Below are 24,019 nucleotides of genomic sequence, written 5' to 3'. Positions count from 1 at the left end.
TGCAGGCATATCAGGCCGTCCTTGTACGCATCATGATCCCTGTGACCACATCGTCCGCATTCGGTCCGTACCTCCCGTCGAGGTCGGCCAGGGTCCATGCCAGACGCAGTGTCCTGTCCGCGCCGCGCAGGCTGAGATGGTTCTTCCTCATGGCTTCGTTGACGATGGATAAGGACTTCTGCGCCGTGTTGGCCCGTAACCATTCACCGCTGATTTGGGCGTTGCGGGTCCACCCCTCATCCTTGAACCGTTTCTTGGCAGCCTTGCGGGCCATGACCACCTGCTGCCGGATTTCGGCGCTGGACCGTCCATGCTCCAGACCTGCCCCTCCCAGGTCGGAAACCGGCGGGACCGTGGTCTGTATATCGATCCGGTCCATGATCGGTCCGGATATCCGGTTCCAGTATCTTGCTCGTTCCCTGGGCGTGCAGGTACAGCGCTCGCCGGTTCCGTAGCTGTAACCGCAGGGGCAGGGGTTTGCAGCCATGACCAGTTGGAACCTGGCGGGGAACGAGGTGGATCCCTTGGCCCGGGAAAGAATTATCTCCCCGATTTCCAGTGGTTCGCGCAGCGCCTGGAGAACACGCGGTGAGAATTCTGGTGCCTCGTCCATGAAGAGGACGCCACAGTGGGCCCTGGTGATGGCCCCCGGTGTGGCAAGTCCCGTTCCACCACCGACCAGGGAGGCCATGGAGGCGGTGTGGTGGGGTGCTTCAAAGGGCGGGATATCGCTGACTCCATACTGTTTCAGGGTGCCACAGAGGGAACGGATGGAGGCGACTTCCAACTGCTCCCTCTCATCCAGTGGAGGGAGGATACCCGGCAGGCACCTGGCAAGCATGCTCTTTCCGGCACCTGGTGGTCCCATCATCAGCATGTGGTGGCCCCCGGCCGCCGCCACGGTCATGGCCCATTTGGTCTCCTCCTGGTCTATTACCTGGTCCATGTCGAGATTTGACGCGGGGAATGGGGACTGGTCCTGCAGGGATATGTCGGCTTCCTGTCCGGAATCGGCCACGATCCGGGAGGGATGATAGTCGGCTCGGCCACCCATCGCTTCCACCAGTTGACCGAGGTGGTGCAGACCGGTCACGCGGATTCCCGGGACGATACCGGCCTCCTCCATGTTGGCCTCAGGCAGGAAGACCCGTTTCACCCCTTGCTCCTTGGCATAGGCCAGGATGGGGAGGACCCCGGTGATGGGCAGGACGCTCCCGTCCAGGTTGAGCTCACCCAGGGCGATGGTGTCTTCAAAACCCTTGACCGGCACCACCCCGCCGGCACCGAGGACACTGGCGGCGATGGCCAGGTCGTGTGATGAGCCGCGCTTGGGACGGGAGGCGGGCGACAGGTTGACGGTGACCCGTGTCTGGGGCCAACGGAACCCGCAGGAGGAGCAGGCCGATTTGACCCGTTCCCTGGATTCGGACAGGGAGGCATCCGGCAGACCGATGATCGAGAAATAGGGCAGGCCCGGTGAGATGAAGGACTGGGCATTGATGATGAATGCCTTGAGCCCCACGAGACCGATGGATCTTGCCGACCCCAGCCTCATCAGAAAGCCTCCCTGATGTGGCGCAGGAATATGGAGTCCGGGGACCATCCATGCCTTGATTCGCGTGGTCCCCTCAAGGGGTCGTTCGTGGTCGTCGGTATCCTCATATCCGAGTCGGGGGCCTCCTGGTCGGGTGGCAATCCGGAGGTCGGCATCAGGTTGCCCACGGTAAGTGTGACCACGTCGAACCGGGTGCCCCTTCGACGGATGAAGGGGTCACGGTCGTGGCCGATCAGCCACTGGACGGCCGCCCTTCTGAGCCGTTGACGCTTGGTCTGGCCCACGGCTTCGCAGGCGGAACCGAAGGTGGTGGTGCGTCGGGTTTTAACCTCCACGAAGACCAGGATCCGAAAGGGATCCAGGGCGACGATGTCCAGTTCGCCAAATCGGCAATGCCAGTTGCGGGCGAGTATGCGCCAGCCCTGGTTCTGCAGCCAGAGGCAGACGTACTCCTCACCCAGTCTGCCGAGCTCCCTGCCGTCCAGCCCGTTCCGCTTGATCAGACGCTCGGTCTCGGCCATGTCCTGGAAGGTATCCAGTGACCCGTGATTGTATGCTCTGCTTGTCGCTTGTGTATCCATGGCTCAAGAACACCACGGATGAAGAAAAGAGCAATCTGATATTTGGAAATGTGCGTATGTGTATAAGTAGGCCCTGATTGACAGGAAGGTCCGATATGGAGGTGACACAACCCCTGGGGAACCGCGTCACACTCATATCGGACCTAAAGCCTTGTTCGGGGAATCAGGCCACGGCGACCTCGTCCAGGTCGGCACGGGCGATGGCCTGGTCGAAGTCCCTGGTTCCCTTGAAGACCTCACGGGTCCAGGGGTTGATGTGCTGACGGCGCGCACGGACCAGGATGCAGCCCAGTGCGAGCACGTTGGCGGTCAGGGAGAGGATGGAGATCGTCAAATTGACTCCGGGCTTGTTGACCGACTGGGTCGAGAAGACCGAATAGTCCTGGAACATGGGGAAGACCTGGGCGAACATGCACCAGATGGCCAGGGTGTTGGCCCGGTTCTGGATCCATCCTCCCTTGTTCCAGAGGAAGTTGGCGAAGGTGGGCGCCAGGAGGAGGGCCAGGCCGCAGTACCAGGAGTGGTTGGGCAGGCAGTTGTAGGTGTAGCAGAAGTTCCACAGGTCATAGGCGATGATGAAGACCCAGGTCATGTCGGGCCAGAGCATGTCGCGACGGTCCTTGGAGGCATAGATGCCGAAGATGCCGGTCATGCAGAAGATGTTGATCAGGCCCGCCACCCCGTTGATGACGTTGTGCCAGCCGCCCATCAGGGTGATGCCCTCGGTGGACACCCAGGTTCCGCCCCACCCGCGGATGGCGGATTCGAAATCGGAGACCATGGCGATGAGGATGTTGATGGCGACGATGATGAAGGGGAAGCACTTGAACCAGTGGGACTTGCCGATCTTGCCCCATCCGTACTTGAGGGCCATGAAGCCGATGCAGCCGGCGGTGGCGGCATAGAGCTTGGCATAGTGGAACCAACTGGTCATATGGACGTAGGTCGGGTTATGAAGTGCCCAATCCGCCCCGAAGGCCGCCGATATGTAGATGGCCAGGAAGTATACGGTCAGGGCGCCGGGGATGGCCAGGAAGCAGATGATGCCTCCCGTCTTGCTCCGCCTGGCGACCTCGTTGAGGCCGATCAGGCATGCGAAGACCAGGATCCAGCCCAACCATTGGTAGGGGGCGTTGGCTCCGTAGACTTGGAACAACATGACGATGTCCTTTCTTCTCTTCTGTGTCAGGTGTTCGTTGGTTTGGTTCTTGGCAAACGGATATCGGGAAGGACCCCCGTCGCCTTACAGGTAGGGCTCCAGGTGGAGCGTCTGGGCGGCCATGCAGATGATGGCCTCATCGCTGGTGTCCGGCTGCACCCTAAGGAGGGTGATGGATCCGGAAATCAGGACGATCAGCATTTCGCGCACATGGTCGATGGGCAAGTGCTCCTGGTGGTGTCTGGTGAAGTCCTGAACCGCCGTCCGGCAGAAGTAGTCGGCTATGGCCTTGGAGACCTGGTCCACGAACTGCGTGTAGAGCTCTCCATTGCCCGAGTGGATCATCTGCTGTCGGAGCGGGCTGTTGTCGGCGATGACCGACCGGGCCACCTGTACGATGGTCTTCAGGGCTCCCTCGACGTCGCCGGGTGTCCGCTTCCTGTTCCATTCCTCCATCCGAATCAGGACCTGGTCGACGGACTTGTCGACCATGGCCTGGGCCAGGGCCTCCTTGTCGGGGAAGTAGTGGTAGAAGAGGGATCTGGTCATCCCCACCTGCTTGGCGATGTCCTTGATGGTGATGTGGGAGAATCCCTTGTTCCTGCAGATATCGATCACGGCCTGGACGATTTCGTCACTCTTCCCGGACCTTCTGCGAGAGGGTCGCGGGGCGAAGGCCGACCCGTCTCCTATGGCTGATGCCTGCATGGTTACTTCCCGTCCTTACGAAGTCGTTTGACTCCGGGGAGCTGAACTTTGACACTATGTCAACAACGACGATTCGAGTATAGGGCAGATTTTGACAAAGTGTCAATTCGCACGGATGCCCATTGTTGCGGCTTTCCGGATGGGTCATCTGGCGCCAATCCCAGGTCTCACATCTGGGGGGGGGGATTAGATACAAGAGGGCCCCGGAGCATTCCGCTCCGGGGTCCGATGGAAAGTCTGAGCTGCCTTGACCTGAGACAGCAGGTCCGCCTTACCCAACCAGTCCGGTCAGCAGGCCCAGGTCCAGCTCGAAGCTGACCCCGCGCTCCTGGTAGTTGGGCTGGTTGCGGGTATGCTGCATGGCCGAACGAACGAATTCCCCGGCGATCCGCGCGGCATCGGCCAGGCCCCTCCCTGCGAAGACGGCACCGCAGAGGGAGGAGGCAAAGGCGTCGCCCGTCCCGTGAATCATGAAGGGGAGCTTCTCGTGGACCAGCTCCTGCTTGCCACCGGCCCCGCCCTGGTTTGCCGAGGCCACGAAGTTGCGCAGCTTCCCATCCCCGCGGTCGATGCCCTTGATGATGACGTTCCGGGCACCCATCTCCAGGAGCCTGGCCAGGCGCGTCTCCACCTGATCGTCGTTCAGGTCCTGGCCTTCGTAGGGCAGACCGGTCAGGAGGCTGACCTCGGTCAGGTTGGGCATGAGCAGGTCGGCCCCGTCCACCAGGCGGATCACGGCCTTGCACATCTCCTCGGTGTAGGTGGGGTACATGGCGCCCCCGTCGCCCATGACCGGGTCGACCAGACGCAGGGCCTTGGGATACTCCCGATACATGCGCAGGATGATGTCGACCTGCTCGGCGCTGCCCAGGAACCCGCTGTAGATGCCGTCCAGGTCGACACCCTCCTTCCGCCAGGCATCCAGGTATCCCGGCAGCATCTCGGTGGTGTCATGGAAGGTGTAGTCCTTGAACATGGTATGGGCGCTGAAAAGGGCCGTGGGGACCGGGCAGACATCACATCCGGCCGCCGAAAGGATGGGGATGGCCGCCGTCAAGGAGCACTTGCCGTAACCGCACATGTCGTGCACTGCGGCGACCCGGGGTATATAGTTCGGATCGCGCTGGTAGAGCCTGTTCTGATCGTCCGTTTGTCCGGCCATATCGTGAACTCCTTCATGCCCGCTGAGGCTGTTCGGAACGGAATCTTCTCCGTTGCTTCCTTGACTTTACAGCGGGAGTGCCGGTGACGCACCACCCTGTACGGCATATGGAGATGAAAATGGCCGGTTTCCGGCCTTCTGCAAGCTGTTATAAGAAAGGACGATATCGAAACGACCCATCAGGCTTGAACTTGCAGGTTCGGGACGCTTATGGTCGCAGTCAAGGACAGGGCGTGTATGCCCGCCATAGCGGCACCATCCGCCAGGAAGCAGATAGGAATTGACATGACCGATCAGAACCCCCACAAGTACCATTTCGAGACCCTCCAGCTCCACGTGGGCCAGGAGCAGGCCGACCCCGCCACAGATTCCCGGGCCGTGCCGATCTATGCCACCACCAGCTACGTCTTCCATGACTTCGACCATGCCGAAGCCAGGTTCGCACTGAAGGATCCAGGCAATATCTACGGCCGTCTGACCAACTCCACCCAGGGGGTCTTCGAGGACAGGATCGCCGCCCTGGAGAACGGCACCGCCGGCCTGGCCGTGGCCTCGGGCGCCGCCGCCGTGGAGTATGCCTTCCGTAACATCACCCAGACCGGGGACCACATCGTGGCCTCCAAGAACATCTATGGGGGTACCTTCAACCTCCTCAAGCACACCCTGCCCCGCGACGGGGTCGAGACCACCTTCGTGGACCCCTCGGACCCGGCCAATTTCGAGTCGGCCATCCAGGAGAACACCAAGCTGGTCTTCTTCGAGACCTTCGGCAACCCCAACGCCGACCTGCCCGACTTCGAGGCCATCTCCACAATCGCCCACGATCACCACCTGCCGGTGATCGTCGACAACACCTTCGCCACCCCCTACCTCTTCCGTCCCCTGGAGCACGGGGCGGATGTGGTCGTGGAGTCGGCCACCAAGTTCATCGGTGGCCATGGCACGACCCTGGGCGGGGTCATCGTCGAAGGGGGCCGGTTCGACTGGGCGGCCGTACCTGGCAAGTTCCCCACCCTGACCGAGCCGGACCCCAGCTATCACGGTCTGCGCTTCTACCAGGACCTGGGGGCGGCGGCCTTCGTGACACGGATTCGCGCCATACTCCTGCGAGATACCGGTGCCGTCATATCGCCCTTCGCCGCCTTCCTCCTCCTGCAGGGGACTGAGACCCTCTCCCTGAGGGTGGAGCGGCACGTTCAGAACGCCCTGAGAGTGGTGGACTACCTGCAGACCGTGCCCGAGGTGGAGTCGGTCAGCCATCCGGCCATCCCGGGCCGCCCCGACCACGAGCTCTATCAGCGATACTTCCCGAACGGGGCCGGATCCATCTTCACCTTCGACCTGAAGGGGGGCAAGGAGGCGGCCAGGGTCTTCATCAACAACCTCCACCTCTTCTCCCTCCTGGCCAATGTGGCCGATGTGAAGTCCCTGGCCATCCATCCGGCCTCGACCACCCACTCCCAGGAAACGGCCGAGGAACTGGAGGACCAGGCCATCCACCCCGGTACCATCAGGCTCTCTATCGGCACCGAGAACATCGAGGACATCCTGGATGACCTCAAGGGCGCCTTCCAGGCACTGAGGGAGTCGGGCCTGTCCCAGTAGCATCGCCTCCCTCCTTCCCGCTTTCGTCACGGCGGAGTCCTTGGCTGGCATAGGGGCGAGAAGGCATGAACGAGGCACGGCGGTGCCCGGTGAAACCTCGTTTCGTTTCATCGGGCACCCTGTCGTATGTCCTCCTCGTTCTTTGGGATGATGTCGGAACCAGGGATGAAGCCGAGATTCAACCCTGCGCACGATGACGCAGGCGTCGCCTGGCCGATAGCGTCGGACCGTGAGAGACGGGGATGGTCCCTGTCCCGGGTGAGGTAGGACCATGAAACATCAGGCACAGACGCAGTCGGTTTCCGATCCATTGGCATTTGGCAAGGGGGATCCGGTACGGACAGGACGGGTGGCCATCCAGGCCCAGGGATTGACCAAGGACTACGGAGGCGGCGAGAACCTGGTCCATGCCCTCAGAGGCGTGGATGTGGGGTTCGAGCTGGGCAGGTTCACCGCCATCATGGGCCCCTCAGGGTCGGGCAAGTCCACCCTCATGCACACCCTGGCGGGATTGGACACCGTCACCTCGGGGCACGTCTACCTGAACGGGGCCGATGCCGCCGGACTCGGGCGCAGGCAGGGCAGGCGCCATGCCGGGGGGAGCAGGACCATCGACCTGACCCGCCTGAATGACAACCAGCTGACCCTCCTCAGGCGCCACAGCCTCGGTTTCATCTTCCAGGGCTTCAACCTCCTGCCCATGTTTACGGCCAGGCAGAACATCCTCATGCCCCTGATCCTGGATGGGGCCGTTTCCGACCCCACCTGGCTGGACCTCCTGGTCAGGACCCTGGGGCTTGAGGGGAGGATGAACCACCGGCCCAGCGAGCTTTCGGGCGGCCAACAGCAGCGCGTGGCCATAGCGCGCGCCCTGATCGCCAAACCCTCCATCGTCTTCGCCGACGAACCCACGGGAAACCTGGACTCGGCCTCCTCGACCGAGGTCTTGAGCTTCCTGCGTGACTCGGTCCGTGAACTGGGGCAGACCATCATCATGGTCACCCATGATGCCTTCGCCGCCTCCTTCGCGGACCGTGCCCTGGTCTTCGCCGACGGGCGGATCGTGGCCGACCAGGACCGCCCCACCGTGGATTCCATGAACGCCCTCCTCTCCCGGGAGGTCATGGCCTCAGCAACGGCCTCCCCGGTCCAGGACCGTTGAGGGAGGGACGCATATGTGGCTGATCACCAGGAGAATGATGCGGCGTGACCTGGGCATGATGGTCCCCGCCGGCATCGCCATCGTCATTGGCACACTTTTCATTGCCACGACCTTCCTCTTCGGCAACACCATGGACGCCTCCATGAGGCGCATGGTCACATCCGATGCCGCCCAGGCCAATTACGCCATCGTCCCCAAGGATGACGACCAGACCGGTCTGAAGACGGTGAAGGACCTCAAAACCAAGGAGCTGGCAGCCGTCCCGGGCGTTCGTGCCGTAAGGTCGAACACCGACTTCTTGGTGGATGTTCGGGCCGGCAAGACCAAGAGCGAGGGGGTGGTGGCCATTCCGCTGGCCGACCCCGCCATGATGCCGGTCAAGCTGGCCCGGGGATCCTGGCCCAAGGCCGACGACCAGGTGGTCCTGCCGGGGCCGGCGGCCGCCCGGCTCAAGCTCTCGCCCGGTGACAAGCTGAACCTGAACCTGTCCTCCTACATGCTTGACCAATCCCAAGGCTCCCGGACGGATGGAGGGCCCGGTGCGGACCAGGTGCCGGGCAGGCTGGTGTCAAGGTCCCTGACCATGTCGGGGGTCAGCTCGGACCAGGGCGGTATGTATGACAACTGGGGAGGTGCAATCGTCCTGACGCCCAAGACCATCGATGCCTTGATGGGCACGGCCGGTCTGGGAGACATGGGGAACCTCCCCGCCGACATCGTCTACCTGAGCCTGAGCGGGCAGGGGGATGACCTCGATGGGAGCCTGGCCTCCCTCCGGAAACTCCTGCCTTCCGGTTACTCCCTGGAGAACCGCCACTCCCTGGAGGACCGTCTCGTCAGGAATGCAGTCGGTGGCCAGCAGAACTTCATGATCACCTTCTTCCTGACCTTCGGCATCCTGGCCATGTTCGTGGCCGCCACGGTCATCGCCAACACCTTCCAGGTCATGGTCGCCCGGCAGCGCCGTCACCTGGCCCTCCTGAGGACCATCGGTGCCAGGAAAGGCCAGATCCGGGCCAGCGTCCTGATGCGGTCCGGGATCCTGGGTGCCCTGGCCTCCTTGCTCGGGGTCGGTGGCGCCATTGGCATCATGGCCCTCCTGGGAGCCGCCAGGGTCCATATGAACTCCCTTTACTTCCAGCTGCGCCTGACCCCGGCCGTCTTCCTGGTGCCCCTGATCTTCGGCATCACCGTCACGGTCCTGGCCTCCTTGGGGGCTGCCAGGGCCGCCACCGGTGTCAGCCCCCTGGAGGCCCTGCGACCTGCCGACCTTCTGGAGAACTCAAGGGCGGGCAGGGCGCGCCTGGCCACAAGCCTGCTCCTGATGCTGACGGGTGCCGCGATGGCGGCCTGGTCCCTTTGGCGGGTCTGGCTGGATGTAAGGGGGCGGACCGGCGAGGCCTCCGCAGGCGGGTCCGAAGTGGTCCTGGGGCTGGCCGTCATGGGCACCGGCCTGGCCTTCATCGGCATCCTGCTCAGCGCCAACCGTTGGATCCCCTTCCTTCTCAAGACCATGGGGTCCCTGGTTTCACGGATTGGACCCGCATCCACGATTGCCGTGGCCAACATCTCCCGGAACCGTTCCCGGGTGGCGGCCACGGGCGCGGCCCTCCTGATCGGCGTGACCCTGGTCTCCACCCTTTCCACCGGTGCCGCCAGCGCCAAACAGACCATGGACGGCATCCTGGATGAGCACTACTCGGTCGATGTCCAGATCAGCGCCGATGGTCTGGACCACAAGGCCCTGGACGCCATCCGCCGGATCGATGGGGTTGCGGACGCCGAGCTGGTGCCCCAGTATGCGGCCACGATCAGATCTGGTGGTGAGCAGGGCGCGGGGATGACCATCTTCGCCCTGAACGGTAACCGGATTGACGGCGTCCTGAACACCAAGGTCGGTAATGACCGGCTGGGGCAGGGGACCGTCCTGCTCCCGGCCGGTCTCATGGATAATCACCAGGACTTCCACATCGGGGGGAGCCTGGGGCTGAACCTGCTCAGCCCGACCCGGGGTGGTGCGGATGATGGACCTGCTTCCGCCGCCCAGGAGCAGACGCAGACAAGCCTGCAACGTTCCATGACAAGCCTCTCCGCACCCTTCCGAGGCATTGAAGCCAGTCCCTTCTATGGCCTGGCCGACCCATCCTCACTGGAGGGTGTCCAAGCTCAGACCACCCAGATCTGGGCCAGGACCAAGGGATCCCCGACGGTCTCGGTGCTGTTGGATGAGGTTCGCAACGCCCTGGCCGGGTATTCGGCCGTATCCGTTAAGGGAGGACTGGCTGAAAAGCGGCAGTGGGAACAGATTGTCGACACCCTCCTCATGATTATGGTGGCCCTCCTGGCCGTGGCCGTGGTCATCGCCCTGATTGGCGTGGCCAACACCCTCTCCCTCTCAGTCCTGGAACGCAGGCGGGAGTCCGCCACACTGCGGGCCATCGGCATGACCCGGAGGCAGATCAGGCGGTCCCTTGCTGTGGAATCAGGGCTGATAGCCCTGAGTGCCGCCCTGTCAGGCATGGTCCTGGGCCACCTGTTCGGTTGGATCGGGGCGTATGTGGTCTTCGCCACCAAGGGGAGGGTGGCCTTCCCCATTCCCTGGTCAACAGGCGGGGTGATCCTCCTGGTGGCCCTCCTGGCCGCGGTCCTGGCCAGCGTCCTACCCGCCAGACGGGCCAACCGTACACCACCGGTCGTGGTTCTGGCTGAAGAGTAGAGAATACAAATCAGGGATCACCGGCAGCCCGTGCCGGCGACCCCTGATTTGGTGTCTGGGTTGAGCGGTCCGGTTCGTCTGGATCCTGCTCAGGCGAGACGCGGTACCTGACTAAGCGAAGCGGTACCTGATCTGCTCCGCTGACCCGTAGGAGGCCTGGGCACCCTGCCCGGTGGCCGCGTAGGCCGAGACATAGGAGGCCAGCTGGGCCGCCTGGACCAGGGTCATTCCCGAGGAGAGGCCGGCCAGGATGGTTCCCATGAAGGCATCGCCGCAGCCGGTGGTGTCGACGGCATCCACCCTGACCGCGTGAATACGGTAGTTCTCGCCCTGGTCGAGGACCATGGACCCCTCGCCGCCCAGGGTCACGACGGCCCGGTGAAAGCCGAAGTCCTGCATGGTCTTGTTGATCCGGTCCCAATCGGCCCCGATCCAGTCCCCGTCCTCGGGCTCGTCGATGCCCAGGAGCTGTGCCATCTCATGTTCGTTGACCAGGATCAGGTCGGAGTAGGCAATCAGGTCGGCGGGGAGGTCGGCCCGGAAGGGGGAGTCGTTCAGGAGGACGGTCATGCCGGCCTCATGCCCCATCCTGGCGGCTTCGGTCACCGTTTCGATGGGGCTTTCCAGGCAGAGTCCAAGCACCTTGGCCGCGGTCAGCGTCTTCTGGGAGCGATGGGCGTAGTTCAGGTCGACCCTGGCGTTGGAGCCGGGGGAGTAGACGATGGTGTTCTCCCCACGGGCGTCCACGGTGATGACCGTGGTCCCGCTGGGTCCGGGCACGGTCATCACCTGAGAGATGTCGACGCCGGCGTTGCCCAGCTGCCCCAGGAGGAAGTCGGCGTTGGGGTCGGATCCGACGGCTCCGAAGATTTGGACGTGGGCTCCGATCCGTGCTGCAGCAGCTGCCTGGTTGGCGGACTTGCCTCCGGGCAGGATCTGCAGGGGGCCGCCGTTAACGGTCTCGCCCGGCTTGGGCAGCCGGTCGGTGGTGACCGTATAGTCCGCATTCATGGACCCGACCACCGAAATGGACCCCGTGATGGTATCCAGTCCATGAAGCACCTGGTCTGGCACCGCCGCCATGTCTTGAATCATGTTTCTCCATTCGTTGATATAAGTATTTGTTGACCAGACCGTTCGGTTCAGGGACCCTGGCCGGTGTGCCCTGGGGGGCACCCCACCGAGGCCCGGTGGAGATATCGGGTTTTCAGCCGGACAGAGTCGGTCTGGGAATCGCTCATGAGGTCCAGGAGCATCCGGACGCAGCAGGTCCCCATGGTGTGGATCTGCTGGGAGATGGTGGCGACGGCCGGCGTCAGAATCCTGAAGACCGGGAGGTCGTCGAAGGTGACCATGGAGAGGTCCCGTCCAATGCGGATGCCTCTGGCTTGGCAAACCTCTATGGCCTGGATGGCATCCTGGGAGCGCCCGAAGATGGCCGCACTGACACCCAGATCCTTCCATTGGTCCAGCATTTCTGGTCTGAAAGTGTCCCCCCCGGTGGGGGCTTCGGTCGGGTCGTCGCCCTGTGTGGGGTCGTTCAGTGTGTCCATCCCGCTCACCAGATCGGTGAAGACCTCCTGCCGTTCGCGAAAGGTGTCGGATTCATCCAGGGGACCCGGAACCATGACGATTCGCCGGTGGCCATGCCTGGCCAGGTCATTCAGTGCCTGTCTGAGCCCGGGCAGGGGGTCGGAGTCGATGGAGGGGACCCCCTCACCGTTGCCGTGGGATTCCCTGTCCTGACCCCTGTAGCCGTTGGTGCGGTCCACATAGACCACGGGTAGCCCTCGTCGGGTCAGCTCGTCCAGGGTTTGGGGGGAACGGGGGCCCGGCACGATGATGGCCCCGTCGATGTGCTGCCCGAGGAGGTTGCGCACCTGGATTTTGTTCTCGAGGGAATCACCCTGGGTCGAGGTGCAGATAAGGGTCTGGAAGCCGTGTGCCAGGAGTTCGCCCTGGATCAGGTAGGCCAGGTCGGCGAAGTAGGAGTTCCTGATATCGGGTATCAGAAGGCCGATGGTGCGGGAATTGGGGGAATGCATAGATCGTGCCCTGGAGTCGGGAACATAGTGGAGGTCCTCGATGACCTGGTTGATCCGTTCCCTGGTTCGTGCCGAGATGCGGCCCGAATCGTTGAGTGCCCGGGATACCGTCGATACGGAGACACCGGCCTGTTCGGCCACGTCCCGAATCGTCGCGTACGCCATCATTGCCTTTCGTCGATGTAATCGGCAGTCGGCAGCCCGGTGGCCCCGACTTCATGGCCGCACAATCACTCCCTGTGTGGCCCTGACAACCACCATTTATATCAGTGCGGTAACGATACCGCAAATCGTTTCATCGGAAGATGGGAGGGGAGGAGGGGCCGGTTTGGACCAGTCCGTTCTCATAGGCGAAGACCACGGCCTGAACCCGGTCGCGGGCGTTGATTTTCTGCAGGATGTGAGCCACGTGGGTCTTGACGGTCGGGAGGGAGATGAAGAGCCTGTCTCCTATCTCCTGATTGCTGAGACCCCGGGCGATCTCGGCCAGGACCTCCAACTCCCGCCCGGTCAGGAGATTGACCTCCGGGTCGCGGTAGAACCTGGACCCTTCACCGGAAGCCTCAGCGTCGGTCTGAGAATGAGAGGTATCAGGGGTCAGGGAAGCCTCCGCACCTTCCGCCATCCCTGCGGGTGTCCTATCTGTCGAACGGCCGCTGCCAAGAGCCATGTGTTCGATCAGCCGCTTCGTGGCCGAGGGGGCGATGATGGCGTTGCCCTGGTGCACGGTGCGAATCGAGGAGAGCAGGGTTTCGGGTTCGGTGTCCTTGAGGAGGAAGCCCGAGGCCCCGGCCTTGATGGCCGACATGACGTACTCATCCAGGTCGAAGGTTGTCAGAATGATGACGCGGGTCCTGATCCGGTCGGGGGAGAGGGCGCTGATCCTGCGGGTGGCCTCCAGACCGTCCGTGCCGGGCATACGGACGTCCATCAGGACCACATCCGGGTTGAGCTCGCTGACCAGGCTCACGGCCCGGTTCCCATCCGCGGCCTGACCGACCACGGTCATGTCATCCTGGGAACCGATCACCATGGCGAACCCCGCCCTCACCAGTTCCTGGTCATCGGCAATGACGACCCTGATCGTATCCGTGGTGTGCTCCATGCGGCCTCGGTTCCATATGCGGCCTGAAGGGGCCTGGATGTCCGTCTCCTTGTATTCTGTACTGGTGCCGATCATACCCGGCCGGTCAGGGCGGGATTCCTGGCCGGACATCACCTGTCGGTGCCGGCAACGGGTTGCCGTCCGGTGTCGTCGGCAGAGGCTGAGACCGACAGGGGGTTGGCTGGTCTCAGTGCCGGACCCTCCGTACGGTGGCCGGGTCCGGGTTCCGTCCTGCTGCTCTGGTGCAGGACTTCCAGGAGTTGACGCATCCTGGCCAGGGCCTGACGTCCCTGTTTCCCGATTCCTTCGAAGGCTTTGGCCACCGTATCGGGGTCGGGATCCGACCCCTGGTCTTTGGCGTGCTCAAGAAGGGCGATGCCCTCATCCGTTCCGGCGATGACCGCGTTCAGGGTCGCCGCCACATCCGACTGCATGCTGGTCCCGATTCGCTCGCGCTCCTTGTTGGCGGCAAGTTTCCTGCCCTCCAGTATTCCCTGGTTCAAGGCCCTCTCCTGTTCCTCCAAAAGAAGCAGACTCGACCCCCTATACCGGTGCCAGAGGGCCGTCAGCATGGCGATGAGGCAGAGCGGGACCGCCGCTGCAAAGAGCAGAGTCAGATTCTCGAGGGTGGAGTGGGTCATGGCGAGGTGTTTGTCAGGCATTCCCCCGATCAGGAAGTCCCAGATGCTGGAAGCCCCGCAGCCGATCAGGACGATGCGCAGGCTTAGGAGGAGCAGTTCGGCCACGGCCACGATGGGAACCCACCGTCGAGCCCCGCTTTTCCCGTAGGTCATGGCCGAGTAGATGGAAATGACCACGCAGATGTCTGCACCGGTAAGAACGGGAGAGAAGAAGACCTGGAGGGCGCAGGCCGTGGCCACCAGGATGGCGCTTGTTTCCGGGAAGCGACGCCGGATGACCAGCGGGGCGAGGACACTCAGGCTGATCAGGATCCGAACAGGTATGGGTACCCCCGGGGAGGGAGAGGCCTGGCTGCCGGGGATGTCCATGATGCTCAGACTGAAATTCATGAGGAGCAGGAGCGCCAGAACAGTATCCACCAGCAGGTAATGCCCCTGCATCCATGCCGATAGCCGCTCGACCCTGTTAAGTCGGTACCCTCCCACCTCGATGGGGGCGCCTGGGCGGTCGCCGAGGTGACCCTTCGGGTTCACCGGCGGGGTGGAGGTGGTCGGGACTGCCTGGCTCCCTTCGCCCGCGGTGAGAGTCTGTTCGGCGGATGTGGGGATCAGGGCCGGTGAGGGATCCAAACCGGTTGTGTCGGAGCTGAAGGGGATGGTGGCCCTGACCCGGAACCCGCTCGGCGGCAGGGGGCCGGCCTCCAGGGACCCTCCAATGGAGGAGAGCCGTTCCTGCATCCCCTTCAGGCCGTAACCCCTGTGCTCCGGTTCGGCGACCGGGCCTGACCCGTTTCCGGGATCGGTCCGGTCATCGACGGTTACCATCAGCCCCTGCCTGTCCCATTCCTCCCTGACCCGGACCCGGGCCCTGGGGCCGGCGTGCTTGCGGACGTTGGTCAGGGCCTCCTGGACCACCCGGTAGGAGACCATGGTCCTGCGCGAATCAAGCAGGTCAGGCCGTGGCTCTCCCAGGACAGTGTGGGCAAAGTTTTCCACCTGCGAAAGGCGCCCTGCCCGGGCGATCATCGATTTCATCATCTGGTAATCGACGGTCTTGCCCGCGTCCGGGGTCTTCTCTGCGTCACTGTCGATGGTTTTCGCCGGAACCTCTGATCCGTCCTGCTGGTGTCCGATGGTGCCGAAGAGGGAACTCAGTTCAATCAGCGCTCGCCTGCTCTCGTCGAGGATGGTGGTCATGGTCCACATGGCCATGTCGGGGTTGGTGGCGGTGGCGTATCGGCCGGCATCGGACTGGACGATGATGATCGAGAGGGTGTGGGCCACCACGTCGTGCATATCGCGCGCCACCCTGGCGCGTTCGGCGCTGGCGGCCAGTTCCTCCTCTTTCCTGGCCCTGAAGGCCAGGGCCTCGTTACGTTGGCGCATGACCGAAATGGAATGCTGACGGGCACGGGACCAGTAGGCCAGGAAGATGGCAAGGGTCAGGAGCAGTCCGTAGATGACGAGGCCGAAGACGAATGGTTCCAGGAGTCCGATGGGCGAGGGGAAGGGTCGACGGTCCAAAATGGCCTGGAACACATTACCCTGGTCGGGGCCAAAGGTCTGCAGGGCGGCCTTGCAGGCGGCCTCGGCGCAGACCAGGGCGGAGCCTGCCATGATGTAGACACGGTTGGAAGACCTGCGCCCGTATACAAGGGCTGAGTACATCAGGATCAATGCCGCGAGATCGGCCGGTGTCTGCACCGGTCCCAGAATCAACTGGAGGGCGCTGATCAGGATGAATATCCTCGGGGCCAGATCCGGGAACCGCCTTCGTATGCAGACCGGCAGGAGGAGGGCAAAGCTCCAAAGGCCTATGGCTCGATCGGACTGGTGAATCAGGAGCCCGTCCGAAGAGTCCGAATTGGACATCAGCAGGAAGACCAGGGCGGCCAGGAGGGTATCGGCGATGAGTGCGTCACTCTGCACCCAGGCCGGCAGCCTGTCCCATCCGCGTCTGAGAAGGTCCATGTGCACAAGCCTATCCTTCGGCCACTTCCTTCCATATAGGTCCCGGGGATGATTCCGGTCCAGCGGCATGGGGAGAATAATGCCATCCCCCGGGCCCCGTGGTCAGCCTGGCGTATAGCGCGCTTATGGGGATGGTTCAAGTGCTCATGAAGGGAGTGGCGATCATGGCGAGCGAGGGATACTACCTGCCCGGACTCTATGTGCGGGAGGGGTCCATCCCCGTCCCCCTGGATTGGGGCGATGCGGAACCCGGGTCCTGGACTCCTGGGGGACACCCTGATGATCCGACCATCTCCTGTTTCTACCGGACCATCTGCGCTCCGGAACATATTCATGATGACCTTCCCCTCCTTGTCTACCTTCAGGGAGGTCCGGGATCCGGAGGTCCTCGCCCCCTGGATCAGACCAGCGACGGGTGGATCGCCGAGGCCGTCAAGCACTTCAGGATCGTCCTGCCCGATCAGCGGGGGACCGGGCGGTCCTCGGCCATCGATTCGCACACCATGCGTGAACTGTCCCAGCCGGAGACCCAGGCCGCCTACCTCAAACACTTCCTGGCCGACTCCATCGTCCGTGACTTCGAGCACCTTCGCCGCACTGTTTTCGCCGGGAGGTCCTGGGTCACCCTTGGGCAGAGCTATGGAGGGTTCCTGACCCTGGCCTACCTTTCGGCCTTCCCCGAGGGTCTGGCCGCCTCCTTCACCACCGGTGGGATTCCTCACGTCCCGGCGGACCCGACCGAGGTCTATGCCCATACCTTCCCCAGGATGCTGGCCAAGACCGAGGCCTTCTACGGGCGCTACCCGCAGGATCTGGACCGGGTGGCCGCCATCGCCGACCGCCTGGGCCAAGGTGACGTGACCCTGCCCGGTGGGGACACCCTGACCGTCGAACGCTTCCAGACCCTGGGGGCCGATCTGGGCAGGCAGGCCGGGGCGGCACGGTTGCACTGGCTCCTGGACACGGCCTTCCTGAACGGTGACGGATCCATACCGACCGGAGGGTCCGTGGTCCTTTCCGATGCCTTCCTGGAGGGGGTGAGGACGGCCACGGCCGCGACGCCTCTCTATTGGCCCCTCCAGGAGTTCATCTATGCGGACGGGGATTGCGGCCCGATCCGCTGGGCCGGGCAGCGCGTGCGAGACCAGCATCCGGAATTCCAGACTGATTCCAGGCCCCTCCTCTTCACCGGGGAGGTCGTCTTCCCCTGGATGTTCGACCAGGAGGAGGCCCTGAAGCCCTTCGCCCCGGCAGTTCGCCTACTCATGGAGGATGGCCATTGGGGCCGACTCTATGATCAGGACCGTCTGGCTTCCAACACCGTCCCCCTCCAGGCGGCCGTCTACTTCGACGACCTTTACGTGGACTCCGGCATGCAGCTGGACACCCTGTCGCGGGTGGGCAACTCCCATGCCTGGGTGACCAACCAGTTCGAGCATGACGGGCTCCACGGCAATCAGGTCTTCGGCCACCTCTACCGGGAGGCCCTGGACCGCGGTGACCTGGAGGGTCTGTTCTGAGGGACAATCCGGTTCCAGGCACCCTCGGCGCGGGTAGACTGGGGACCATGACCACAGACAAACTGACAATCGGATTCATCGGATACGGGAACATGGCCCAGGCCATGGCCCAGGGGCTGGTCGATGCCGGTGTCCTGCCCGGGGGCCGGATCGTGGCCTGCGCCAACCACTACGAGAAGCTGGCCGCGAATGCCGGAAAGCTCGGTGTACGTCCCCTGCATTCAGTCCAGGAGGTGGCCTCTGCCGCCGATATGGTCATCCTTGCCGTCAAGCCCGGTCAAGTGGCCAAGATCTGCGAACCCATCCGCAAGGAGCTGGCGGACGAGGGGCGGATGGTCATCTCCATCGTCGGCGGGTTCAGGATGGATGACTACGCCGACCTGCTCGACGAAGGCACCCACCTGATCTGCTCCATTCCCAACACCCCCATCGCGGTGGGGAAGGGAATCATGGTCACCCAGGATCAGGACACCCTGACCGATGACCAGCGCCGGCTCTTCAACCAGGTCTTCGAACCGGTGGCCCTGATCGAGCGTCTCGGGGCCGATCTGACCTCCGTGGCCACAACCATCGCCGGGTGTGCCCCTGCCTACACGGCCATGTACATGGAGGCCCTGGCCGATGCCGGGGTCAAGCACGGTCTGCCACGTCAGGTGGCCTATCGGCTTGCCGCCATGATGACCGAGGGGACCGGTGCCCTTCATATGGCCACCGGAACCATCCCCGCAGCCATGAAGGACGCCGTCTGCTCACCCGGAGGAAGCACCATCCGGGGGGTGGCCGCACTGGAGAAGAGCGGCTTCCGGGGCAGTGTCATCGACGCCATCGATACGGTTGAAGGGGCCTGACCCGCATCAGGGCGTACGGCTCGTCACATGTTGCCTCAGGGGTTGTGCTGCGGCTCACTTGAGAATGGTTCATCACGAAGGCTTTGCCCAAGCCGTTCATCCGTGAACGATGATGCCGGGCCCTGCCCCAGGTTCTTTTCCGCCCGTCGCCACGCCAGGGCAGTGCGGGCAATAGACTGGTGGGTATGTCGCTAACCATAGGAATCGTCGGGCTGCCCAACGTGGGTAAGTCCACACTGTTCAATGCACTGACCCGCAACAACGTCCTGGCGGAGAACTACCCCTTCGCCACCATCGAGCCCAACACGGGCATCGTCCCCCTGCCGGATGACCGGCTGCCGGTCCTGGCCGAGCTGGTCCATACCGACAAGATCGTCCCGGCCACCGTCACCTTCGTCGATATCGCCGGTATCGTCAAGGGGGCCTCGGAGGGGGAGGGGCTGGGCAACCAGTTCCTGGCCAACATCCGGGAGGCCGACGCCATCTGCGAGGTGGTCAGGGCCTTCGAAGACGACGACATCGTTCACGTGAACGGGAAGGTGGACCCGGGCGACGACATCGAAACCATCAACACCGAGCTGATCCTGGCCGATATGCAGACCATCGACAAGGCCCTGCCCAAGCTGGAAAAAGACCTGAGGGGCGGCAAGATCAAGTCGTCCTATCTGGATGCCGTGAAGAAGGCCAGGGATATCCTGGGCCAGGGGCAGACCATCGACCAGGCGGCCCAGGCCGGAACCATCGACAAGGACGATCTCTACGACCTCCACCTGATGACCGCCAAGCCCTTCATCTACGTCTTCAACCTGGATGACGACGAGCTGCAGAAGGCGGATCTGAAACAGCGTCTGGCCGACTCCGTGGCCCCGGCCCAGTCCATCTTCCTCAATGCGGAGTTCGAGTCCGAGCTGACCGCGCTGGACCCTGACGACGCCCGCGAGATGCTGACCGATGCCGGTCTGGAGGAGTCGGGCCTGGACCAGCTGGCCAGGGTGGGGTTCGACGTGTTGGGGCTGCAGACCTTCCTGACCGCCGGGGTCAAGGAGGTGCGCGCCTGGCAGATTCACCAGGGATGGACGGCCCCACAGGCCGCCGGTGTCATCCATACGGACTTCGAGAAGGGGTTCGTCAAGGCCGAGGTGGTCTCCTATGACGACTTCGTGGCCGCTGACGGTTCCTATGCCAAGGTCCGCGAGGAGGGCAAGATGCGCCTGGAGGGCAAGGACTATGTCATGCAGGACGGTGACATCGTCGAATTCAAGACCGGCATCCCCTCTGGGGGGAAGAAGTGAGCACCCGTCCCGGATTCGCCATACGGAGGGGCCAGGGGTTGCCCCTGATCTTCCTGCACGGGTTCGGTGTGGACCATCGACTATTCATCGAGCTGGATCAGGTCTTCGACCGTATCGGGGGCTTTGAGCGCATCTATCTGGACCAGCCCGGCTTCGGGCGGACGCCTCCCGATCCAGGTGTGGAGACCCTTGCGGACCTGGCCTCCTGGGTGGATGACCAGGTCGACATCTTCAGCCAGGGCGGTCCCTTCGCCCTGGTGGGCAACTCCATGGGCGGCCTCATGGCCCGGCATGCCGCGGCCTCGCGTCTGTCCCGCTGCCTGGGGATGGCCTTCCTGGCCCCGGTCGTCCACCCAGACAGGACCCGCCGTACCCTGCCGCCCCGTCAGGTCCTGACCCGGGACGACCAGGCCCTGGCGGCCGTCGATGAGTCCACCCGTAGCGCCTATCAGGAGATGGCCGTGGTCGAGTCCAGGGAGCACCTGGAGGCCTTCGTCCGGACGGTTCTGCCCGGCATCCGTGCCGCGGATCCGGATACGGTGGCCCGTCTGAGTGGGGCCTACGAGCTTGACACCGACTTCGACCAGGTCTGGTCAACCTTCATCGCACCCACGCTCTTCATCTGCGGACGGCAGGATGAACGCGTCGGGTACCGCGACCAGTTCGACCTGGTCGAGCGTTTCCCACGCGGTTCCTATGCGGTGCTGAACCGGGCGGGCCACAACCTTCAGCTCGAGCAACCGGAGGTGGTCGCGACCCTGCTGGAGGGGTGGGCCAGGCAGGTCCTGGCCGATATGGCCCTTTCCTGAGCCCGCCCATGCGGCTTAGGATGGTTCCGGTGCCAGGCACCGACCCTTCCGGATTGGAGAGATAGACCGTGGTCAGGGGAAACGCCCGCAGGAACAGCGTCCCGAGGCGCCTGCTCGCGGCCATCCTCGCCCCCTCCCTTCGGACGGCCCTGGTCATTCTGGCCTCGGCCCTGGTCATCGTCCTGAGCATCGTCATGGTCAACCTGCTCCATCCCGGTGAGCCGACAGGTCATGACGCCCCGTCGACCTCCCGGGCAACCGGTCTCATGATTCGGCTTCAGGCAGGGGAGGGCCGGAGGGTGCCGGCAAGCAGGTGAAAAGGAGGCCCCGGCAGCCCGATACCTCCGGTCAGGTCGGCAAACCCAAGGGTCAGCCTGAACGCCCCGACCCCCGACCGCCCCGTCGATTGGCGTGAACCCTCCCAGTCAATTCCCTATTCGGATCCGAACACTGTCCCCGACATGGAACTGGTGGTCAGCATCAAGGACCGGCGTGTCCATGTGCGTTCCGGGTCGACCTCCCTGTACGCCATGTTCGCTACGACCGGTATGGACGACTCGACACCGCGGGGCACCTTCGAGATCGAGCCTGAGCGGGGGGACCCGTTCTTCAATGCGCGGGAGGGTATGGGAGCCCGGTGTTACACCGGCTTCCTCCATCATGGGGTCTTCCTCTTCCGCAGTGTCCCCACCTAAGCGCACGGAGCCTATATCGCCGACCAGGCCGATCTCCTCGGTATTCGACCCGGTTCCCACGGGTGTGTGGGGCTGACCATCCCCGATGCCCGGCGGGTCATGGAACACGTCCCCGTGGACACCGCCGTCGAGGTCTTCTGCCCGGTTCCGGAATGATGGAATCGCCCTGAGGCAGGAGCCGGCTGAGACGGCATACAAAGCCGGACTCTCATCCGATCCGGGTGTCGTGAACCGGACTTCACCGCCCGATCAGGGAGATGCGTTGATGGTCGTGACCATCCTTGACGGCCTCATCAACCAAGCCGATGGCGTAGTCGGCATAGCTGATCATGCTGATGCCCTGGTCATTGGTGGAAAACTCCTCACCACGCAGGAGGTAGCGGCCGGTCCGTGGTCCATCAGCCCGGAAATCCGCAGCCGGGCTGACATAGGTCCAGTGGCAGTCCAAGCGCTCCCTGAGCCTATCCAAGGCCTTGCCCATGGCCTGGGCCAGGGGTTTGAATCCCTTGGGGAAATCCGGGGTGTCCTTAAGCTGGAGGGTATGGTCGGCATCCATATAGAGGCTGCCGGCCCCGCCCACAACGAGCAGTCTGGTCGGGCTTCCCGCGAGTATGTCCACCAGATGCATCAGGGTCGTGGTGTGCTGAGGAAGGGCATCAGGTGCGGAGGCGCCGAAGGCGTCCACGACCACATCGCTACCGGCCAGGTCTTCGGCGGTCAGGTCCATCAGGTCCCTGATCAGTACCCGTTGGGCCTTGGTGCGATTGCTGCCCCGTACTGCGACGGCGACATCCAGCTGCCTGGAGAGCGCCTCCTCGACGATTTTCGACCCGGCCTTCCCGTTGGCCGCCACCACTGTCATCTTCATCATGCTCACCCTCCCCTTGAGGAATTTCGTTCGAGGCGATTCTATACCGCTGAAGGGCGAATACGTCACAATCGGCAGGAACAGGAGGGGCGTCCTCGCCCGTTCGGCGGACTTGACGAGTTCACTATGCGGTCGTTTTGTCGGTCCCCCCATTGATCGTGTTTATCTTTGACCACTTGAGAGTAACCGGAGAGGGGAGTAGGGGAAAGCATGAGTGGTGTCAAACGATTCAGTGATTGGCTGACCAAGTGGTTCATCCTGGTGGTTCTGGTCTGGGCCGCCGTCAATTTCCTTCTTCCCCAGGTCAGCCTCTGGGCCAAGGGCTATACCAACTACTTCCTGAGCATCATCCTCTTCGGGATGGGGCTGACCCTGAGTCTGAATGACTTCAAGCGAATCATCAAGATGCCCCTGATGGTCATCGTCGGCACCGTGGCCCACTACCTGATCATGCCGCTTCTGGCGGTTCTCCTCTGCAAGATCTTCCGCCTGGACGGGATGATTGCGGTGGGTGTGATCCTGGTCGGCTGCTGCCCATCGGGAACCTCCTCCAACGTCATGTCCTATCTTTCGCGCGGCGATGTGGCCCTGGACGTTTCCATCGGCCTCCTCTCCACCATCTGCGCACCCTTCATGATCCCCTTCCTGATGAACGTGCTGGCCAGCCGGTATGTGGCGATCCCGACTGAGAAGCTCTTCCTGACCGCCCTGGAAGTGGTCCTGATCCCGATCTGCCTGGGTGTGGCGGTCCATGCCATCTTCAAGGAGAAGGTACAAAAGGTCACCGTGGCGCTCCCCGCCATCTCCCAGATAGCCATCCTGGTCATCATCGGCGTGGTCGTGGCCGTCAATAATGCCAAGCTCTTCACCGCCGCCACGGCCCTGGTCCTGCCGGTGGTCATGCTGCATAACCTCTGCGGATATGGGCTGGGCTTCCTCTTCGGCAAGCTCATGTACCGGGTCTACCCCAAGGGGTTCCGTTACGCCCAGCAGAAGGCCATCACCTTCGAGGTCGGCATGCAGGACTCCGGCCTGGGCGCCACCCTGGCCCTCCAGGCCTTTGCGGCCGACCCGATCGTGGCCATACCCTCGACCTTCTTCAGTGTCTGGCACAACATCTCAGGATCGGTCCTCTCGGCCTGGTGGCGCCGTCACGACGACAAGCATGCCATTGATGCCGACTCGGACAATGGCGAGAAGCGCAGTGCCCTCAAGTCTCCGGCCACGGTCGAGGCAGGTGTCGAGTAGCCCGTTTCGATTTCATCAGGGACAGCCCCGATTCTTGCCAGTACCAGGAAAAATGCCGGGATGGACGACTCGGACTGATTCGACTAGAGGAGTCCGCCGAGGAGGTAACCCAAGGCTGCGGCCAGGAGGGGCAGGGCCAGGCAGACCAGGAAGTATGCGAGGGCCATCTGATTGGCCCGGGTTCGCCTCATGGTCACCACCTCGTTGATGGCCGTGGAGAAGGTCGAGAACCCTCCGAGCAGGCCGGTAGCCAGGAGTGCATGGGTCTGTGGGTCCAGGAGGGAATGGGCGAAGAGGACGGCAACCAGACCGGCGAAGAACCCGGCGGA

At 63.3% G+C, this 24,019-nt stretch carries 22 protein-coding genes; 11 read left to right on the top strand and 11 right to left on the bottom strand.

Going from position 1 to position 24,019, the window contains the following annotated elements; translation table 11 throughout:
• Window positions 1-10: 10 nt before the first annotated feature.
• From Q0K62_RS05670 to Q0K62_RS05650, 5 genes are all read right to left on the bottom strand, one after another.
• Entirely contained in the window at window positions 11-1,555 is a 1,545-nt protein-coding gene (locus tag Q0K62_RS05670) for a YifB family Mg chelatase-like AAA ATPase (RefSeq protein ID WP_297317010.1), read from the bottom strand.
• Complete coding sequence (locus tag Q0K62_RS05665) at window positions 1,555-2,136, bottom strand: YraN family protein (RefSeq protein ID WP_297317009.1); 582 nt, start codon at window positions 2,134-2,136, stop codon at window positions 1,555-1,557. The genes Q0K62_RS05670 and Q0K62_RS05665 overlap by 1 nt, the downstream gene beginning before the upstream one ends.
• A gap of 163 nt (window positions 2,137-2,299) precedes the next feature.
• The gene (locus tag Q0K62_RS05660; RefSeq protein ID WP_297317008.1) at window positions 2,300-3,295 is read right to left on the bottom strand and encodes a DUF5692 family protein; all 996 of its coding nucleotides are present in this window, start codon (window positions 3,293-3,295) and stop codon (window positions 2,300-2,302) included.
• Between the two features lie 84 nt (window positions 3,296-3,379).
• On the bottom strand, window positions 3,380-4,003 hold the full coding sequence (locus Q0K62_RS05655; protein WP_297317007.1) for a TetR/AcrR family transcriptional regulator: 624 nt from the start codon (window positions 4,001-4,003) through the stop codon (window positions 3,380-3,382).
• 271 nt (window positions 4,004-4,274) lie between these two features.
• Window positions 4,275-5,165: a pyridoxamine kinase gene (locus Q0K62_RS05650; RefSeq protein ID WP_297317006.1), complete on the bottom strand. Its 891-nt coding sequence runs from the start codon at window positions 5,163-5,165 to the stop codon at window positions 4,275-4,277.
• Window positions 5,166-5,450: 285 nt separating this feature from the next.
• On the opposite strand from Q0K62_RS05650, the gene Q0K62_RS05645 reads away from it, so the two are divergent.
• From Q0K62_RS05645 to Q0K62_RS05635, 3 genes are all read left to right on the top strand, one after another.
• Window positions 5,451-6,770, top strand: a complete 1,320-nt coding sequence (locus Q0K62_RS05645) for an O-acetylhomoserine aminocarboxypropyltransferase/cysteine synthase family protein (RefSeq protein WP_297317005.1) — start codon at window positions 5,451-5,453, stop codon at window positions 6,768-6,770.
• A gap of 271 nt (window positions 6,771-7,041) precedes the next feature.
• Complete coding sequence (locus Q0K62_RS05640; RefSeq protein ID WP_297317004.1) at window positions 7,042-7,932, top strand: ABC transporter ATP-binding protein; 891 nt, start codon at window positions 7,042-7,044, stop codon at window positions 7,930-7,932.
• A gap of 13 nt (window positions 7,933-7,945) precedes the next feature.
• The gene (locus Q0K62_RS05635) at window positions 7,946-10,648 is read left to right on the top strand and encodes an ABC transporter permease (protein WP_297317003.1); all 2,703 of its coding nucleotides are present in this window, start codon (window positions 7,946-7,948) and stop codon (window positions 10,646-10,648) included.
• A 111-nt stretch (window positions 10,649-10,759) separates the two neighbouring features.
• Here Q0K62_RS05635 and Q0K62_RS05630 read toward each other — a convergent pair whose 3' ends face one another.
• The 4 genes from Q0K62_RS05630 to Q0K62_RS05615 all read right to left on the bottom strand — a co-directional run bounded on the left by Q0K62_RS05630 (window position 10,760) and on the right by Q0K62_RS05615 (window position 16,410).
• Entirely contained in the window at window positions 10,760-11,731 is a 972-nt protein-coding gene (locus Q0K62_RS05630) for a ribokinase (protein WP_297317021.1), read from the bottom strand.
• 59 nt (window positions 11,732-11,790) lie between these two features.
• Window positions 11,791-12,858: a LacI family DNA-binding transcriptional regulator gene (locus tag Q0K62_RS05625; RefSeq protein ID WP_297317002.1), complete on the bottom strand. Its 1,068-nt coding sequence runs from the start codon at window positions 12,856-12,858 to the stop codon at window positions 11,791-11,793.
• A 130-nt stretch (window positions 12,859-12,988) separates the two neighbouring features.
• Entirely contained in the window at window positions 12,989-13,798 is an 810-nt protein-coding gene (locus Q0K62_RS05620) for a response regulator transcription factor (RefSeq protein WP_297317001.1), read from the bottom strand.
• Window positions 13,799-13,908: 110 nt separating this feature from the next.
• Window positions 13,909-16,410 (bottom strand): sensor histidine kinase, encoded by a 2,502-nt coding sequence (locus Q0K62_RS05615; protein ID WP_297317000.1) that lies wholly within the window; start codon window positions 16,408-16,410, stop codon window positions 13,909-13,911.
• Between the two features lie 164 nt (window positions 16,411-16,574).
• Between Q0K62_RS05615 and Q0K62_RS05610 the strand changes: the two genes are divergently transcribed.
• The 7 genes from Q0K62_RS05610 to Q0K62_RS08005 all read left to right on the top strand — a co-directional run bounded on the left by Q0K62_RS05610 (window position 16,575) and on the right by Q0K62_RS08005 (window position 21,730).
• Window positions 16,575-17,930 carry an alpha/beta fold hydrolase gene (locus tag Q0K62_RS05610; RefSeq protein ID WP_297316999.1) on the top strand — a complete coding sequence of 452 codons (1,356 nt, stop codon included), beginning with the start codon at window positions 16,575-16,577 and terminating at the stop codon, window positions 17,928-17,930.
• 47 nt (window positions 17,931-17,977) lie between these two features.
• Window positions 17,978-18,778 carry a pyrroline-5-carboxylate reductase gene (gene proC, locus Q0K62_RS05605; protein WP_297316998.1) on the top strand — a complete coding sequence of 267 codons (801 nt, stop codon included), beginning with the start codon at window positions 17,978-17,980 and terminating at the stop codon, window positions 18,776-18,778.
• Between the two features lie 185 nt (window positions 18,779-18,963).
• Window positions 18,964-20,070 (top strand): redox-regulated ATPase YchF, encoded by a 1,107-nt coding sequence (gene ychF / locus Q0K62_RS05600; RefSeq protein ID WP_297316997.1) that lies wholly within the window; start codon window positions 18,964-18,966, stop codon window positions 20,068-20,070.
• Window positions 20,067-20,879 (top strand): alpha/beta hydrolase, encoded by an 813-nt coding sequence (locus Q0K62_RS05595; protein ID WP_297316996.1) that lies wholly within the window; start codon window positions 20,067-20,069, stop codon window positions 20,877-20,879. The genes ychF and Q0K62_RS05595 overlap by 4 nt, the downstream gene beginning before the upstream one ends.
• Window positions 20,880-20,947: 68 nt before the next feature.
• Window positions 20,948-21,196: a hypothetical protein gene (locus Q0K62_RS05590; protein ID WP_297316995.1), complete on the top strand. Its 249-nt coding sequence runs from the start codon at window positions 20,948-20,950 to the stop codon at window positions 21,194-21,196.
• Window positions 21,197-21,349: 153 nt separating this feature from the next.
• On the top strand, window positions 21,350-21,574 hold the full coding sequence (locus Q0K62_RS05585; RefSeq protein ID WP_297316994.1) for a hypothetical protein: 225 nt from the start codon (window positions 21,350-21,352) through the stop codon (window positions 21,572-21,574).
• A gap of 15 nt (window positions 21,575-21,589) precedes the next feature.
• Window positions 21,590-21,730: a L,D-transpeptidase gene (locus tag Q0K62_RS08005; RefSeq protein WP_366515887.1), complete on the top strand. Its 141-nt coding sequence runs from the start codon at window positions 21,590-21,592 to the stop codon at window positions 21,728-21,730.
• Window positions 21,731-21,812: 82 nt separating this feature from the next.
• On the opposite strand, the gene Q0K62_RS05580 is transcribed toward Q0K62_RS08005, so the two are convergent.
• Window positions 21,813-22,445, bottom strand: a complete 633-nt coding sequence (locus tag Q0K62_RS05580; protein ID WP_297316993.1) for an NAD(P)H-binding protein — start codon at window positions 22,443-22,445, stop codon at window positions 21,813-21,815.
• A 207-nt stretch (window positions 22,446-22,652) separates the two neighbouring features.
• Here Q0K62_RS05580 and Q0K62_RS05575 point away from each other — a divergent pair, with 207 nt between their 5' ends.
• Complete coding sequence (locus Q0K62_RS05575; RefSeq protein WP_297316992.1) at window positions 22,653-23,690, top strand: bile acid:sodium symporter family protein; 1,038 nt, start codon at window positions 22,653-22,655, stop codon at window positions 23,688-23,690.
• A gap of 83 nt (window positions 23,691-23,773) precedes the next feature.
• On the opposite strand, the gene Q0K62_RS05570 is transcribed toward Q0K62_RS05575, so the two are convergent.
• A partial coding sequence (locus Q0K62_RS05570; RefSeq protein WP_297316991.1) for a CrcB family protein occupies window positions 23,774-24,019 on the bottom strand: 246 nt, incomplete at its 5' end.

This window comes from uncultured Bifidobacterium sp. (genome assembly GCF_945269915.1).
GTDB classification, from domain to species: domain Bacteria; phylum Actinomycetota; class Actinomycetes; order Actinomycetales; family Bifidobacteriaceae; genus Bombiscardovia; species Bombiscardovia indica.
The sequence above is the reverse complement of the archived record's forward strand: the minus strand, read 5'-3'. Positions and strand labels throughout refer to the sequence as shown.

What these genes read in the sequence shown, in the direction of transcription:
- Q0K62_RS05670 (WP_297317010.1), bottom strand. Translation starts at nt 1,555, where the DNA reads ATGAGGCTGGGGTCGGCAAGATCCATCGGTCTCGTGGGGCTCAAGGCA.
- Q0K62_RS05665 (WP_297317009.1), bottom strand. Translation starts at nt 2,136, where the DNA reads ATGGATACACAAGCGACAAGCAGAGCATACAATCACGGGTCACTGGAT.
- Q0K62_RS05660 (WP_297317008.1), bottom strand. Translation starts at nt 3,295, where the DNA reads ATGTTGTTCCAAGTCTACGGAGCCAACGCCCCCTACCAATGGTTGGGC.
- Q0K62_RS05655 (WP_297317007.1), bottom strand. Translation starts at nt 4,003, where the DNA reads ATGCAGGCATCAGCCATAGGAGACGGGTCGGCCTTCGCCCCGCGACCC.
- Q0K62_RS05650 (WP_297317006.1), bottom strand. Translation starts at nt 5,165, where the DNA reads ATGGCCGGACAAACGGACGATCAGAACAGGCTCTACCAGCGCGATCCG.
- Q0K62_RS05645 (WP_297317005.1), top strand. Translation starts at nt 5,451, where the DNA reads ATGACCGATCAGAACCCCCACAAGTACCATTTCGAGACCCTCCAGCTC.
- Q0K62_RS05640 (WP_297317004.1), top strand. Translation starts at nt 7,042, where the DNA reads ATGAAACATCAGGCACAGACGCAGTCGGTTTCCGATCCATTGGCATTT.
- Q0K62_RS05635 (WP_297317003.1), top strand. Translation starts at nt 7,946, where the DNA reads ATGTGGCTGATCACCAGGAGAATGATGCGGCGTGACCTGGGCATGATG.
- Q0K62_RS05630 (WP_297317021.1), bottom strand. Translation starts at nt 11,731, where the DNA reads ATGGCGGCGGTGCCAGACCAGGTGCTTCATGGACTGGATACCATCACG.
- Q0K62_RS05625 (WP_297317002.1), bottom strand. Translation starts at nt 12,858, where the DNA reads ATGGCGTACGCGACGATTCGGGACGTGGCCGAACAGGCCGGTGTCTCC.
- Q0K62_RS05620 (WP_297317001.1), bottom strand. Translation starts at nt 13,798, where the DNA reads ATGGAGCACACCACGGATACGATCAGGGTCGTCATTGCCGATGACCAG.
- Q0K62_RS05615 (WP_297317000.1), bottom strand. Translation starts at nt 16,410, where the DNA reads ATGGACCTTCTCAGACGCGGATGGGACAGGCTGCCGGCCTGGGTGCAG.
- Q0K62_RS05610 (WP_297316999.1), top strand. Translation starts at nt 16,575, where the DNA reads ATGGCGAGCGAGGGATACTACCTGCCCGGACTCTATGTGCGGGAGGGG.
- proC (WP_297316998.1), top strand. Translation starts at nt 17,978, where the DNA reads ATGACCACAGACAAACTGACAATCGGATTCATCGGATACGGGAACATG.
- ychF (WP_297316997.1), top strand. Translation starts at nt 18,964, where the DNA reads ATGTCGCTAACCATAGGAATCGTCGGGCTGCCCAACGTGGGTAAGTCC.
- Q0K62_RS05580 (WP_297316993.1), bottom strand. Translation starts at nt 22,445, where the DNA reads ATGATGAAGATGACAGTGGTGGCGGCCAACGGGAAGGCCGGGTCGAAA.
- Q0K62_RS05575 (WP_297316992.1), top strand. Translation starts at nt 22,653, where the DNA reads ATGAGTGGTGTCAAACGATTCAGTGATTGGCTGACCAAGTGGTTCATC.